Below are 13,419 nucleotides of genomic sequence, written 5' to 3' on the forward strand. Positions count from 1 at the left end.
CGCCTCAGCGCGACTCGGCGTCCTCACCGACCGCCGACTGCGCCGCCGCAGCAGCAGCACTACCCGGACGCTTACGAGCCACCCAGCCCTCGATATTCCGCTGCTGGCCCCGCGCCACAGCCAGCGCACCCGCCGGCACATCCTTCGTGATCACCGAGCCGGCCGCCGTGTAGGCACCGTCCCCGATGGTGACAGGCGCCACAAACATGTTGTCCGAACCCGTCTTGCAATGTGAACCGACGGTGGTGTGGTGCTTGTGCTCACCGTCGTAGTTCACGAAGACGCTCGCCGCACCGATGTTGGTGTACTCACCGATCGTCGCATCGCCCACGTACGACAGGTGCGGCACCTTCGTACCCTCACCGATCGTCGCGTTCTTCATCTCGACGTACGTGCCCGCCTTGGCCTTCAGGCCCAGGTTCGTACCCGGACGCAGGTACGCGAACGGACCCACACTCGCCGACTCACCGATCACGGCCGTGTCCGCCACCGTGTTGTCCACCCGGGCCCCCGGACCCACCTGGGTGTCCTTCAGCCGCGTGTTCGGACCCACCTCGGCGCCCTCCGCGATGTGCGTGGCGCCCAGCAGCTGCGTACCCGGGTGGACCAGCGCGTCCTGCCCGAACGTCACCGTCACGTCGACAAACGTGCTCGCCGGGTCGACCACCGTCACGCCGGCCAGCATCGCCTGCTCCAGCAGCCGCGCGTTCAGCAGACCGCGCGCCTCCGCCAGCTGCACCCGGTTGTTGATCCCCAGGATCTGCCGGTGATCCGCACCCACGGCCGCACCGACGCGGTGACCCGCCTCGCGCAGGATCCCGAGCACATCGGTGAGGTACTCCTCACCCTGGCTGTTGTCCGTACGGACCTTGCCGAGCGCGTCACTGAGCAGGGCACCGTCGAAGGCGAAGACACCGGAGTTGATCTCACGGATGGCGCGCTGCGCGTCAGTGGCGTCCTTGTGCTCGACGATCGCCGTGACGGCGCCGGTGGCGGCGTCACGGACGATGCGGCCGTAGCCGGTGGAGTCCGGGACCTCGGCGGTCAGCACGGTGACGGCGTTGCCGTCGGCCTCGTGCGTGGCCGTCAGCTGGGCCAGGGTCTCGCCGGTCAGCAGCGGGGTGTCGCCGCAGACGACGACCACGGTGCCGGTGATCTCGCCGCCGAGCTCTTCGAGAGCCATCCGGACGGCGTGGCCGGTGCCGTTCTGCTCGTACTGGACGGCGGTGCGGACGCCCGCGTCGATCGCGGCGAGGTGCGCGGTGACCTGCTCGCGGGCGTGGCCGACGACGACCACGAGGTGCGCGGGGTCCAGCTCGCGCGAGGCGGCGACGACGTGTCCCACGAGCGACCGCCCGCAGATCTCGTGCAGGACCTTGGGGGTGGTCGACTTCATGCGGGTGCCCTCACCCGCTGCGAGTACGACGACGGCTGCCGGGCGGTTGGCGCTCACGGGTGTGCCCTTCGGCTTTGGGTGGTGGACCCGTGAAGGATACCGGGGGGTGGGGGGCCGTAAATAAAGCCGGGTCCCGACCGTGTGGTCAGGACCCGAGCTTCAGAGCTCCCGGGGCAGGAGTCGAACCTGCGTCGTACCCACATTCAAAGTGTGGTCGCCCCTGCCGACAGAGCAACCCGGGATTGCAGCGGCCAGCCTACGCGTTCATGCGGCTTGCCTCCACTGCCATCTGCGACCACCACCCTTCGATTCGGCGGTAGAGGTCGGCGCTGTCGAGCACACCGACCACCAGGCAACCCCGGTAGTCGGCGCCCACGTTCTTGCGGACCGTCTTCGGGTTGTGCTTCTTGAGCGTCGTCCGTTGCAGGTACGAATGGTCGACTCGTACGAGGTCAGCCCAGTACTGCTCGGCTCCGGCGACGTCTCCGGACTCGTGGATCATCAGGCGGTACTGCACGCGTTCGGGCGCGACGCCGAGGAGGTTGAGCCACGCCTGGAAGAGCCGGATCATGTCCGGGTCGCTGTTGACGAAGATCACCCGCTCGCGCCGTGCGTACGGCTTGCTCTTCTGGCCTTCGGCCCAATAAAGCCCGATACCGACGAGGAAAAGCTCCCGTTCCGACATCGAACCCAGCTCCGCGGCCGCCGCCCGCTTCGTCTGTTGCCGTTCGACCTCGCGCCTCTCCAAGGTCTTCTCCCAGCCGCGCCGGGAGATCTCCGCGGCCTCCTCGGGGGAGCGGTGCCGCTCCGGTTTCGGGAGATCGCGGACCCAGAGGGAGATCGAGCTCTTCGAGCAGCCCAGCTCGACCTGGATCTCGTCGTACGTGAGGCCCTGGAGGCGGAGCTCGCGGGCCTTCGCGCGGAGGTCGTCCTTGGCGTTGGGGCGCTTGGTCCATTCCGGTGCGGGCTCGCCCTCCAGCAGGCTGTTCAGGATGTTGTTGTTGTGGACGTGCAGGCGGTCGCGGATCTGGCGGCGGCTGAGGCCCTCGCGGCGGAGGGTGACGGCCTGCTCGCGCAGGGCCTCGTAGCTGGTGGCGCCCGTGCGGAGGCCGCCGGTGCCGTCGCCCGGGCGACGTCGGATTTCGGTCATGTCGCCAATGTCGTCCGGAATGTGGGACTCAGGTCCCGGCCAGCGGACTATTCAGCCGTACGTGCGATTACCGCCGGTTTGCAGGAATTCAGTTCGTCTGTGTGCTGGGGGCGCTGCGTACGCTGGACGGCATGACCAGTACGGGGGAAGAGCAAGGCGGGACAGGGCGGGACGGGCCCTGGTGGTGGGAGAGGCGGCGGGGGGTCGCCTTGGACGTGGGGCTGGGGGTGGTGTCCGCCGTTGAGTGCGGACTGGAGGGGATCCCGTTCGCTCGCGAGGCGCACGTGCCGGTGGCCGTGGGGGTGCTGTTCGGGGTGTTGGTGGGAGCCACCCTCGTGCTGCGGCGGCGCTGGCCGATCGCGGTGGTGCTGGTCGCGATCGCGGTGACGCCGGCGGAGATGGGGTTCCTGCTCGCGGTGGTGGGCCTGTACACGCTGGCGTCCTTCGAGGTGCCCCGGCGGATCACCGCGACGCTGGCCTCGATGTCGCTGGCCGCCACGTTCGTCGTGATGTACCTGCGGACCCGTGGGGACGTGGAGGCCGACCGGACGCTCGTGATCCTGCTGTCCGTGTTCGTGGCGGTGGCGCTGACCGTGCCGCCGGTGCTGCTCGGGCTGTACGTCGGGGCGCGGCGCCGTCTGATGGAGAGCCTTCAGGAGCGGGCGGATTCGTTGGAGCGGGAGTTGTCGCTGCTGGCGGACCGGGCGGAGGAGCGGGCCGAGTGGGCGCGGACGGAGGAGCGGACGCGGATCGCGCGGGAGATGCATGACGTGGTGGCGCACCGGGTGTCGTTGATGGTGGTGCATGCGGCGGCGTTGCAGGCCGTGGCGGTGAAGGATCCGGTGAAGGCGGCGAGGAATGCGGCGCTGGTCGGGGACATGGGGCGGCAGGCGCTGACGGAGTTGCGGGAGATGTTGGGGGTGCTGCGGGCGGAGTCGCCGAAGCCGGCGGCGGCGTCGGTGGTGCCTGTGCCTGTGCCCGTGCCGGTGGGTTTGGCGGGGGGTTTTGAGGACGGGCCTTCGCTGGGTGAGCTGGAGGCGTTGGTGGGGCAGTCGCGGGCGGCGGGGATGGTCGTGGAGCTGGATGTGCGGGGTGGCGCGGGGGAGGCGTATCCGGCGGAGGTGGAGCAGGCGGCGTACCGGGTGGTGCAGGAGGCGTTGACCAACTGCCACAAGCATGCGCCGGGTGCGCGGGTCGTCGTACGGCTGGCGCATCGGGAGGGGGAGGTGGCGATGCAGGTGGAGAACGGGCCGTGTGACGGGGAGGCTGCTGTGCCTGGGTTGCCCAGTGGGGGGAACGGGCTGGTGGGGATGCGGGAGCGGGTGCTCGGGCTGGGTGGGGTGTTCGTGTCGGGGCCGACGGATGCGGGTGGGTTCCGGGTGTCGGCGGTGCTGCCGAGCTGGCGGGAGGAGTAGGGGGAGGAGCAGGCGGGGGCGGCCTGCGCGGCGCCTGTCGTCTACGCGGCCTGTGCGGCGCCTGCCGTCTGCGCGGTCTGCGGCCTGCGCGGTCTGCCGTCTGCGCGGCCTGCGCGGCCTGTGCGCGCCTGGGTTGCCTGCCGAGCAGGCGAGTGCGGCCTGTGCGGAGCCTGTGGCCTGCGTGGCCTGCGTGGCGCGAGTGGTCGCCTGCGGCGTGGGCAGCGGCGGGCGCGCCTGGGTGGTGGTCTGTGCCGGAAGCCGGAAGCCGGAAGCCGGAAGCCGGAAGCCGGAAGCCGGAAGCCGGAAGCCGGAAGCCGGAAGCCGGAAGCCGGAAGCCGGAAGCCGGAAGCCGGAAGCCGGAAGCCGGAAGCCGGAAGCCGGAAGCCGGAAGCCGGAAGCCGGAAGCGGGAAGCGGGAAGCGGGAAGCGGGGTGCCGGGTGCCGGGTGCCGGGTGGGGGTGGTCCGGCAGCCGGGGTGGCTTCCGGGTGGGGGTGGGCCGGAAGCCGGGGGTGGCTTCCGGGTTGGGGTTAGCCGGTGGTGAGGCGGGTTGGCTGGAGGCCGGTCAGGAGGAGGGTGAGGGCTTCGTCGAGGCTGGCGCCGAGGTACCAGTCGCCGGTGTGGTCGATGCCGTAGACGCGGCCTTCGCGGTCGAGGGCGAGGTGGGTGCCGCCGTCGGCGTCGATGCCGAGGGGGCAGAGCTGGGTGGAGAGGGCGCGGCCGAGGTCGGCGAAGGTGCGGGCCATGTGGAGGCCGGTGAGGGGGTCGAGGTGGAGGGGGGTGGGGGCGGTCTGGCGGCCGGGTCCGGGGGCGGTGATGCGCAGGCCGCCGAATTCGGCCCAGGCTTCGACGGCCGCGGGGAAGACGGTGTGGCGGTGTCCGGCGGGGGTGGTGTGGTCGCGTAGGGCGTCGGCCCAGTATTCGGCTTGCTTGATGTCCCAGCGGCCGGGTTCCCAGCCGGCGGTGCGCAGGGCGGAGTCCACGGCGACGGGGAAGCGGGTGGCCGAGGAGCGGTCGTAGGAGGCGGAGGAGACGGTCATGGTGGTGGCGGTCAGGCCTTCTCGGGCGCAGGGGTGAGGTCGACGGCGCGGACGCCGAAGTGGGCGAGGAGGGCGTCGCAGGAGCGGCAGGGGGGTGCGTAGCTGCCGTGGAGCGGGTCGCCGTCTTCGCGGATGCGGCGGGCGGTGATCTTGGCGTTTTTGAGTGAGCGGCGGGCTTCGCTTGCGGTGAGCGGTTTGCGGGAGGCGCGCTTGCTGCGGGCGGCTTCGGTGGCGGTGAGGTGGCGGGAGAGCAGGATCGCTTCGGGGCATCGGCCGGTGAAGCGTTCCCGCTGGCCGCTGGTGAGGGTGTCGAGGAAGTCCTGGACGAGGGGGTGCAGCACGGGTGGCTGGTCGGCCTTGCCGGCGGTGCCGGTGAGGGTTTCGCCGCGTACGGAGAGGGCGGCGGCGACGGTGGGCAGGATGCCGTCGCGGCGGAAGCGCAGGACGGGGGTGGTGTGCCCGTCGGTGGTGCTCCAGCGCAGGCGGGGGTCGCCGGCCGCGGTGGCGGTGTGGCCGCTGTCGGTCGGTTCGCTGCGTGTGGCCGTGTTCTGCATGGTCGTGTGTTCCCTCCCGTGGCGGCGGTGGTGGCCGCTGTCGCGCACGCCCCCGTGCTGCGGGGACAGCCTGTCAAATGTCCTCTGTCGTGTGGAAGCGGGGTCGAATATTCGTATCAATTCGGATGTTCCTGGCCCTCGTGCGTGTGCGGGGCTTGCGGGCGGGTGAGGCTCTTGCCGGAGCACATAGGCTGTGGTGAACCAGCCAGATCCAGCAGGGGGCTACCGCCATGACGACAGGTCGGCTCGGGCAGCAGGCCGCGCCACCCAACGCCGCTTATTCGGGGCAGGTCGTGCATTTCCCGGACCCGGTCCGGGCTGCCCGGCATCCCCACGGTGTGCGGATGGACGGCAACGGACATCCCGACTTCTCGCCTTACGCGCGTGCGGCGGTGGAGATCGCCGAGCCGCCGGAGGGGTTCGGTGTCGATGAGCTGCGGTTGACGGACTGCGTGTCCGCGAACGCGGCGATGCGGGCGGCCGGGCATGAGCTGTGGGACACGGTCGGTCCGGTGGCGACGCCGCACGGCTGGACTTGGCACCATGTGGCTGGATCTCGCCGTATGGAGCTGGTGCCGGTCGAGGTGAAGGCGTTGTTGCGGCATCACGCGGGGCTGGCGACGGCGCCGGTGGACCACGTGAAGCGTGGTACGCGGCCGTTGCAGGAGGTGCGTCCGGTGCATCTGGGGCTGCCGAAGTCGGTGGTGTCGGTGTCGGAGCAGCAGGTGCAGGGCCTTGAGGAGGATCTCGGGTACCGGCTGCCGGAGGCGTACCGCTCGTTCCTGAAGGCGGCGGGTGGTTGTGCGCCGGTGGGTGCGGGGCTGGACGTGGATCTGGGTCTGCTGGTGGATCAGCCGTTCTTCACGGTGCGTGAGGAGGCGGCGGTCAATGACCTGGTGTACGTCAACAAGTGTCTGCGGGACCACCTGACGAAGGACTACCTGTGTGTGGCCTTCGTGCAGGGCGGGCTGCTCGCGGTGAAGGTGAAGGGTGAGGGCATCGGCTCGGTGTGGTTCTCCCCGTACGACGATGCGCGCGACCAGGACGGTTGGTCGGTGCAGGAGCGTGTGGAGCGGCTGTTGTTGCCGTGCGGTGCCGATTTCGATGCCTTTCTTGAGCGGTTGGCGGGGAACCCGCCTGAGCTGGAGACGGTGGCCGGTCTGATGGTGGACGGCGGATTCGCACGCTCGGTTCCAGTGGCAGGTTCGGTTCCGGCGGCGGGTTCCGCGCCGGTGGAGGGGTGACGGCGCGATGGTGACGTTTGCGCAGGCGCAGGAGCGCGCCGAGGAGTGGATCAACGGGGACGTGCCCGCGTATCAGCACCGGGAGGTGCGGGTGCGGGAGTTCGGGCTCGGGTTCGTGGTGTGGGCGGAGGACCGTGCGGCGGGTCCGGTGTCCGGTGGTGGGCGGCAGCGGCTGGTCATCGCGCGGGACAGCGGGGAGGTGACGCTGTGGCCGGGGTTGCCGGTGGGTGAGGTGATCCGGCGGTACGAGGAGGAGTACGGGGCGGCGGCCGCGCCGGTGGCGGAGGCTTCGGTGCCTATGCCGCGGATCGACTCGGAGCAGACTTCGTTCATGCTGAGTCCGCCGGAGTGGTTGCAGGAGGCGGCGGACCGGGCGGGGATTCCGCCGGCTTTTTCGACTCCGTCTGCTTCCTCTGCTTCCTCTGCTTCTTCGACTCCGTCGGCTCAGGCTCAGGCTCCGGCTCCGGTTGCTGCTGCGTCTGCTCCGGCTCCCGCCCCGGCTCCGGCTCCGGTTCCGGTGGATGCGGCCGATTCCGCGTCGCCGCGGCGTGGGGGTGCGGTTCCGTACGAGCCCACCGCGAACGACGGGGTCCCGGTCGGGTCCACGCCGTGGGCCGGTACCGATGTGAACCCGGGTGCGGACGACGCGTCCGTACCGCTGCCGGCGACCGTGTTCGCGCCGCCGCTGTCCGGGTCGGACCTGGAGGACGCGCCGAGGTCCGGGGTCGCCGCGGAGGCGAAGACCACGCTGATTCCGGGAGGCAGCCAGCTGCCCGCGACCGCGATCGCTCCGGCTGTCCGGTCCGATGCGGCTGATATCGCGGACGCGCCGACGAGCAAGGCCCGGATCAACCGGCCGGGTGCGGCGGCTGTGACGCCGCCGGGTCCGCCCGGTGTGCCCGGTGCGCCGGGTGCGCCGGGTGCGGGGCAGCCGCCCGCGCCGCCCGGTCCGCCGACGCCGCTGGGTGGCGGGCTCGACCATGCGGCGACGATGCTGGCGGGTCCGGCCGTCATCCAGCCGCCCGCGCCGCCCGGTCCGCCCGGTGCGCCGAATCCGCCCGGGCCTCCCGGTGTACCTGGTGCGCCGACGCCTCCCGGTCCTCCTGGTCCTCCCGGTTCGCCGGGGTCTTTGGGTGGTGGGCTCGATCATGCGGCGACGATGCTGGCGGGTCCGGCTGTCATCCAGCCCCCCGGCCCGCCGGGTGCGCCCGGTGCGCCGACGCCTCCCGGTCCTCCTGGTCCTCCCGGTTCGCCGGGGTCTTTGGGTGGTGGGCTCGATCATGCGGCGACGATGCTGGCGGGTCCGGCCGTCATCCAGCCCCCCGGCCCGCCCGGTGCCCCGGGTGCGCCCGGCACCCCCGGCGCCCCCGGTGGCGGGGCGCATCACGCCGCGACGATGCTGGCGGGTCCCGGCGTACCGCAGCCGCCCGGTCCGCCCGGTCCCGCGCCGCAGGGTCCCGGTCCCGTGGCTCAGGGTCCCGGCCCCGCGCCCACCGGTGCGCCCACGGTCGGCCCCGGCTACCAGGCGGTGCTGCGCTACCGGGCGCCCGACGGCTCCGAGCAGCAGCTGATCCGCCGCTCGGCGCCCGGTACGCCGCACCCCGAGTGGCAGATCCTGTACGAGCTGCGCGCCATGAACGTGCCGCCGCAGCAGGTGCTGGAGCTGCACACGGAGCTGGAGTCGTGTGAGCTGCCGGGCGGTTACTGCGCGCGGATGATCCGGGAGACCTGGCCGCAGGTCCGGATCACGAGCGTGGCCCCGTACGGCAAGGACCACGCGGGCCGCCAGCAGGGCATGCGGCACCTGATCACGCATCAGGGCGAGCTGCACCAGGTGGCGGACGGTCCGGCGCGCCCCGCGCCGGTACGGGCGCCGCTGGCGCAGGTTCCGCTTCAGCCGGCGATTCCGCTGGAGGCGATCGGCTCGGAGCTGGCTGGGGCGTTCGGCCCTCAGGGCGTGTTCCGCTTCGACCAGCGGGCGGTGTCCCGTCAGGGTGTGCCGGAGATCGTGGCGCAGACCTTGGTGTGGGCGGGTCTGCCGACGGACTTCGGTCCGTTCTTCTGGGCGCAGGCGGTTCCGGGTCAGCCGGTGCCGACGCTGGCCGAGCTGGCGGCGCAGCGGCAGGTGCAGCCGGCGTCCGACGCGGGCTCGTACCTTGTCGTGGGCAGTGACTTCGGCAAGGCGTTGTGTGTGCAGTACGGGACGGCGCACATAGTGGCGGTCCCGGTGGAGGCCGGGCCCGGTGGTGCTCCGGTGCCGCCGCAGTTCGTGAATTCGAGCCTGCCCCAGTTCGCGCGGTCGTTGGCGATGCTGGGTCAGATGTGGCGGCTGCGCCAGCATCTGACGCCGGAGCAGGCGGGGCGCTGGACGGTCGACTTCCAGACGAATCTGGCGGGCCTGGACAGTGCGGCGCTGGCTTCGCCGGAGAGCTGGTGGTCGGTGCTGCTGGAGCAGATGTGGGACGGCCTGCTCTGATCGCAGGCTGGAATGGCCTGAAACGGGCTGATACGGGCTGATCCGATGCGGATCCGGTGATCACTTGAATGGCCGGGCCGAGACCCTCGTTGGGGGTCTCGGCCCGGCCATTCCGGCTTCTGCGTGCAAATGACGCATCCTTGACAGGAATCCCCGCGAGAGAGGCGCTTCCAGGATGAGTGCACCCATGTCACCTCAGGGCGGACCGCAGGGTGGTTTCGCGACCGTGCGTGGTCGCGGTTACCGCATGGACGAGGTCGACCGGTATCTCGCGCGGCTGTCGGGCAGTCGGGACGAGGCCTGGGAGCGGGTGGCGCGGCTGACGGTTCTGGCGAAGCGGATGGAGGCGGAGGCGGGGCGGCTGCGGGTGGCGGTGTCCTCGCTCGCTCCGCAGACGTACGACGAGCTGAGCGAGCGTGCCCGTCGGATCCTGCTGTTGGCCGAGGAGGAGGCGGAGCAGGTACGGATGGACGCGCGGGCGGACGTACTGGCGATCCAGGGTGCGGCCGAGGCGCATGCCGACCGGGTGGCGGAGCTGGCGCGGCACGACGCGGAGGCGGTGCGCGAGCAGACGGAGGTCCGGGCCCGGCAGTTGCTGCTGCGGGCGCAGCGGGAGGCGGACGCCCTGCGGGCGGAGGCGCGGGACGCGGCGGGGGCGTGGCGGGCGGAGGCGCAGGCGGCGCTGGCGGAGATGCGGCGGCGGTCGGAGGCGTTGCTGGCGGAACGCGAGCAGGAGCAGGTGGAGCGCCGGGACGCGGCGGAGCGGGAGCTGGCGGAGCGGGAGGCGGAGCTGGAGGCGCGGTACGCGGAGTTGGAGCTGGTCGCGCAGTCCCGGCTGGCGGAGGCGCGGCGGGGCTTCGCGGAGTCGGAGGAGTCGGCGCGGCACGGGCAGGAGAACGCGGAGGCGCGGGGTGCGGAGCTGCTGGCGGAGGCGCGGGTGCGGGAGGAGCGGGTGGGCCGGGAGACGGAGCGGATCCTGCGGGAGCACGCGGAGTCGCAGGAGGAGATGCGGGCCCACATGAGCCATGTCCGCTCCAGCCTCGCCGCCCTCACGGGGCGGGCCCCTGCGGAGGGCTGACCCGGCCGGGTCGCTGCGCCCCGGCGACGCGCACACGCCGGATGTCGGTTGAGTGGCCGTCAGGCGCGGTTTTATTCTAGGGCGGGCGAGGTTGCACGGCGGGTGGACATCCGTCATCTGCCGCTGGCCCGGGTGGCCTTGGAGGGCCGGCCGGACCAGGTGTTCTACGCCTTTCCCGCGGCGGCCGGCGGGGTGGAGGTGGTGGAACTCCCCTCGCGCCGCCGGGTGTCGCGCATCGCGGGGATCGCGGCGGCCGTGGTCGCCGTACTGGCCTTTGCCCTGCTCCTCATCCGCTAGCAGCCGGCGGCTGCGGCTCCGGCTTGGGCTGCGGCTCCGGCTCCGGCTTGGGCTGCGCCGGGATGGTTGCCGGTGCGCGGGTCGGCTCGTAGCGGTACGGGTCGCTGCGCAGGCCGCGGGCCGTGACCACCACCGTGAACGGGCGGGTGGTGGCCGGTTCGGGCAGGGGGGCGGTCAGGGAGCCGGTCAGGGGGTCCAGTTCGGCCGGCAGGACGGTGTCGTCCACCGTCAGGCGGGCCGGGGTACCTGAGGGGTCGGGGGCGAAGCCGGCGCCCTCCACCCTCAGGATCCCGCCGGAGACCGCGGCGTGTGTGATCACCGGGTTGCCCCGGGTGGCCATCTTGTTCACCAGGTACGCCCCGGCCGGGGCGCCCGTCAGGGCCCAGATCTCGTCGGGCAGCCTCGGCAGGCCCGCGCCCACGTCCGCCAGGAAGAACAGCACGACGTACAGCATGGTGACCACGCTGAGGGCGACGTACTGGAGGTCCATCAGGTCCGTGCGTCCGCTGTCGTTGGCGATCAGCTCCCGCAGGGGCCGCCGGCCCGACGCGGTCGGCTTCGGGGCGGGTTTGGCCATCGTTCCGCTCTCGACGCGCATGCCGACGATCGTCTTGGCGGCGATCAGGGCCACGTACGGGCCCCCGAGCAGCGGCAGGTACACCGTCGTCAGCGAGGACAGCGGGCCGGGATCGCCCTGGAACCAGCCGACGCCGCCGCCCGCGGTGAGTCCGTAGGCGAGGATCGCGAGCAGCAGCCAGACCAGGATCACCGTCCAGGCGAGGGCCAGGGTGACGGAGGTGGACAGCCGGCCGTCGCGGCCGGTGATGAAGCCCGGGTTGCGGTACAGGCGCAGGCCGATCGGTGCGGCCAAGGCGGCCAGTAACGCCAGTGCGAAGAGTGCGGAAGCCATTCGTCCCCCCGGGTAAAGGTCTCTGGCCCAGACATACCCCGTCGTCCGGGCCATGACAACCACGACACCCCGGGCTCGCCGCCCCTCGCCGTTCCTCGCTGCCCTCGCCGTTCCCTGCCGCCGCGCGTTATTCCTCCGGCAGTACGGGGAACCGCCGGGGCGCGACCAGCAGCAGCACCAGCAGCGCCAGTACGGCGGCGGCCGTCGCGCAGAGGAAGATGTGCTCCACAGCGGTGGCCACGGCCTCGCGCAGGTAGTCGGCGGCCGCCCGGGGCAGCAGTCCCGGCTCGTCCACGGCCTTGGCCACATCGTCCAGCCCGCCCGGGAGTCCCTGCACCGGGGCGTGCGCCAGCCTGGCGGCGATGGTCGCGTTGGCGACGGCCCCCAGCAGGGCTGCCCCGATGCTCTGGCCGACCTGCCGGGAGAACAGCACCGAGGCGGTCGCGGTTCCGCGTTCCGCCCAGCCCACGGTGGACTGGACCCCGATCATCAGCGGCAGCTGGAACAGCCCGAGGGCGGCGCCCAGCAGCAGCATGATCAGCGCGGGCTGCCAGGCCTCGGCGGGACGGGGCAGCAGGGTGAAGGCGAACAGGATCGCGGCGGCCAGCGAGACCCCGACGGCCGCGGTGTTGCGGAAGCCGATGCGCCGGTAGACGTGTTGGCTGAAGGCGGCGGAGATGGGCCAGCTCAGGGTCATGGCGGACATCACGAACCCGGCGCCGGTGGGGCCCAGGCCGAGCACGGACTGGGCGTAGGTCGGCATGAACACCATCGGGGCGACCATCACCAGGCCGAGCGACCCCATGGCCAGGTTGACGGCGGCGATGGTGCGCCGGCGCCACACCCAGCCGGGCAGGATCGGTTCCTCGGCCCGGCGTTCCACGCGGACCACCACGGCGGCCAGCACCGCGCTGGTGCCCAGCAGCCCGAGGGAGGGCGCGGACAGCCAGGGCCAGGCGACACCGCCTTGTACGAGGGCGAAGAGGAGCAGCCCGCCGCACGCGAAGACGCCGAGGGCGCCGGCCCAGTCGATGGGGCCGCGGCGGCCGGCGGAGCGGGCGGGTTCGGTCAGGTGGCGGGCGACCATCAGCAGGGCCAGGGCGGCCAGCGGCAGGTTGAGCAGGAAGATCCAGCGCCAGTCCGCGTAGGTGGCGAGGAGTCCGCCGATGCCGGGGCCGGCCACGGACGAGGTGGCCCATACGGCGGACATCCGGGCCTGGATCTTCGGCCGCTCCTTCAGTGGGTACAGGTCGGCGGCCAGGGTCTGGACGGTGCCCTGGAGGGCGCCGCCGCCGAGCCCCTGGATGATGCGGAAGGCGATGAGGGCGGCCATGTTCCAGGCGAGCGCGCACAACAGGGAGCCGACGAGGAACAGGCCGATGCCGAAGAGCAGTACGGGTTTGCGGCCGAGGGTGTCCGACAGTTTCCCGTAGACGGGGAGGGTGACGGTGACGGCGAGCAGGTAGCCGGAGAAGAGCCAGGAGAAGACGGAGAAGCCGCCGAGGTCGCCGACGATCTGGGGGACGGCGGTGGCGACGATGCTGCTGTCGAGGGCGACGAGACTCATGCCGAGCATCAGGGAGAGGACGACGGCGGCGGGCGGCCGCCCGGCCGGCGCCGAGGGCGCCGAGGGTGCCGTGTGCGCCGCGGGCGCCGGGTGGCCGTTGGCCGAAACGGTCTCCCCGGGTACGCCGTCGCCGCTCTCCGCTGTCCCCACCGAAAGTCCTTTCACCGTGCACACAAGTGCGGGGACCACCTTCTCACCCTGGGCGTACCGGCGGTATCCCCCAGGGCTGCTCCCCCAAAGGGTGGAGATCCCCTAGGGGTTGCTCCTCACAAGGGTCCAGGGCCCTTTCGTCCCG

Annotated in this window: 12 protein-coding genes and 1 tRNA gene; 5 read left to right on the plus strand and 8 right to left on the minus strand. The window is 72.1% G+C overall.

The window, feature by feature from the left end; all coding sequences use genetic code 11:
• Positions 1 to 4 precede the first annotated feature (4 nt).
• From glmU to J7I97_RS10885, 3 genes are all read right to left on the minus strand, one after another.
• Entirely contained in the window at positions 5 to 1,453 is a 1,449-nt protein-coding gene (gene glmU, locus J7I97_RS10875; protein ID WP_214933255.1) for a bifunctional UDP-N-acetylglucosamine diphosphorylase/glucosamine-1-phosphate N-acetyltransferase GlmU, read from the minus strand.
• Positions 1,454 to 1,561: 108 nt separating this feature from the next.
• Positions 1,562 to 1,638: transfer RNA gene (locus J7I97_RS10880), tRNA-Gln, on the minus strand.
• A gap of 14 nt (positions 1,639 to 1,652) precedes the next feature.
• Positions 1,653 to 2,546: a hypothetical protein gene (locus tag J7I97_RS10885; RefSeq protein ID WP_251058703.1), complete on the minus strand. Its 894-nt coding sequence runs from the start codon at positions 2,544 to 2,546 to the stop codon at positions 1,653 to 1,655.
• A 131-nt stretch (positions 2,547 to 2,677) separates the two neighbouring features.
• On the opposite strand from J7I97_RS10885, the gene J7I97_RS10890 reads away from it, so the two are divergent.
• On the plus strand, positions 2,678 to 3,961 hold the full coding sequence (locus J7I97_RS10890) for a sensor histidine kinase (protein WP_214933369.1): 1,284 nt from the start codon (positions 2,678 to 2,680) through the stop codon (positions 3,959 to 3,961).
• Between the two features lie 527 nt (positions 3,962 to 4,488).
• Here J7I97_RS10890 and J7I97_RS10895 read toward each other — a convergent pair.
• Positions 4,489 to 4,998, minus strand: a complete 510-nt coding sequence (locus J7I97_RS10895) for an SUKH-3 domain-containing protein (protein ID WP_214933257.1) — start codon at positions 4,996 to 4,998, stop codon at positions 4,489 to 4,491.
• Positions 4,999 to 5,009: 11 nt separating this feature from the next.
• Positions 5,010 to 5,552, minus strand: a complete 543-nt coding sequence (locus J7I97_RS10900) for a YwqJ-related putative deaminase (protein WP_214933259.1) — start codon at positions 5,550 to 5,552, stop codon at positions 5,010 to 5,012.
• A gap of 230 nt (positions 5,553 to 5,782) precedes the next feature.
• Between J7I97_RS10900 and J7I97_RS10905 the strand changes: the two genes are divergently transcribed.
• Positions 5,783 to 6,796 (plus strand): SMI1/KNR4 family protein, encoded by a 1,014-nt coding sequence (locus J7I97_RS10905; RefSeq protein WP_214933261.1) that lies wholly within the window; start codon positions 5,783 to 5,785, stop codon positions 6,794 to 6,796.
• 72 nt (positions 6,797 to 6,868) lie between these two features.
• Here J7I97_RS10905 and J7I97_RS40240 read toward each other — a convergent pair whose 3' ends face one another.
• The gene (locus tag J7I97_RS40240) at positions 6,869 to 7,129 is read right to left on the minus strand and encodes a hypothetical protein (RefSeq protein ID WP_374195460.1); all 261 of its coding nucleotides are present in this window, start codon (positions 7,127 to 7,129) and stop codon (positions 6,869 to 6,871) included.
• On the opposite strand from J7I97_RS40240, the gene J7I97_RS10910 reads away from it, so the two are divergent.
• The 3 genes from J7I97_RS10910 (at position 7,128) to J7I97_RS10920 (ending at position 10,647) form a co-directional block, all read left to right on the plus strand.
• Positions 7,128 to 9,272 (plus strand): SUKH-4 family immunity protein, encoded by a 2,145-nt coding sequence (locus tag J7I97_RS10910; protein ID WP_374195461.1) that lies wholly within the window; start codon positions 7,128 to 7,130, stop codon positions 9,270 to 9,272. The genes J7I97_RS40240 and J7I97_RS10910 overlap by 2 nt on opposite strands.
• A 187-nt stretch (positions 9,273 to 9,459) precedes the next feature.
• Positions 9,460 to 10,350: a DivIVA domain-containing protein gene (locus J7I97_RS10915; RefSeq protein ID WP_308369233.1), complete on the plus strand. Its 891-nt coding sequence runs from the start codon at positions 9,460 to 9,462 to the stop codon at positions 10,348 to 10,350.
• Between the two features lie 102 nt (positions 10,351 to 10,452).
• Positions 10,453 to 10,647: a hypothetical protein gene (locus tag J7I97_RS10920; RefSeq protein ID WP_214933267.1), complete on the plus strand. Its 195-nt coding sequence runs from the start codon at positions 10,453 to 10,455 to the stop codon at positions 10,645 to 10,647.
• Here the strand turns inward: J7I97_RS10920 and J7I97_RS10925 are convergent.
• Together J7I97_RS10925 and J7I97_RS10930 are read right to left on the minus strand one after the other, a co-directional pair.
• A complete protein-coding gene (locus J7I97_RS10925) occupies positions 10,637 to 11,557 on the minus strand; it encodes a hypothetical protein (protein WP_251058704.1) in 921 nt (306 codons plus the stop codon). The genes J7I97_RS10920 and J7I97_RS10925 overlap by 11 nt on opposite strands.
• Positions 11,558 to 11,684: 127 nt before the next feature.
• On the minus strand, positions 11,685 to 13,274 hold the full coding sequence (locus J7I97_RS10930; protein ID WP_308369228.1) for an MFS transporter: 1,590 nt from the start codon (positions 13,272 to 13,274) through the stop codon (positions 11,685 to 11,687).
• Positions 13,275 to 13,419: the final 145 nt, after the last annotated feature.

The organism is Streptomyces sp. ISL-87 (assembly GCF_018614095.1).
Classification (GTDB): domain Bacteria; phylum Actinomycetota; class Actinomycetes; order Streptomycetales; family Streptomycetaceae; genus Streptomyces.

Coding starts and splice junctions, on each gene's coding strand:
- J7I97_RS10925 (WP_251058704.1), bottom strand. CDS start 11,557: ATGGCTTCCGCACTCTTCGCACTGGCGTTACTGGCCGCCTTGGCCGCA.
- J7I97_RS40240 (WP_374195460.1), bottom strand. CDS start 7,129: ATGAACGAAGTCTGCTCCGAGTCGATCCGCGGCATAGGCACCGAAGCC.
- J7I97_RS10895 (WP_214933257.1), bottom strand. CDS start 4,998: ATGACCGTCTCCTCCGCCTCCTACGACCGCTCCTCGGCCACCCGCTTC.
- J7I97_RS10900 (WP_214933259.1), bottom strand. CDS start 5,552: ATGCAGAACACGGCCACACGCAGCGAACCGACCGACAGCGGCCACACC.
- J7I97_RS10905 (WP_214933261.1), top strand. CDS start 5,783: ATGACGACAGGTCGGCTCGGGCAGCAGGCCGCGCCACCCAACGCCGCT.
- J7I97_RS10885 (WP_251058703.1), bottom strand. CDS start 2,546: ATGACCGAAATCCGACGTCGCCCGGGCGACGGCACCGGCGGCCTCCGC.
- J7I97_RS10915 (WP_308369233.1), top strand. CDS start 9,460: ATGTCACCTCAGGGCGGACCGCAGGGTGGTTTCGCGACCGTGCGTGGT.
- J7I97_RS10910 (WP_374195461.1), top strand. CDS start 7,128: ATGCTGAGTCCGCCGGAGTGGTTGCAGGAGGCGGCGGACCGGGCGGGG.
- J7I97_RS10890 (WP_214933369.1), top strand. CDS start 2,678: ATGACCAGTACGGGGGAAGAGCAAGGCGGGACAGGGCGGGACGGGCCC.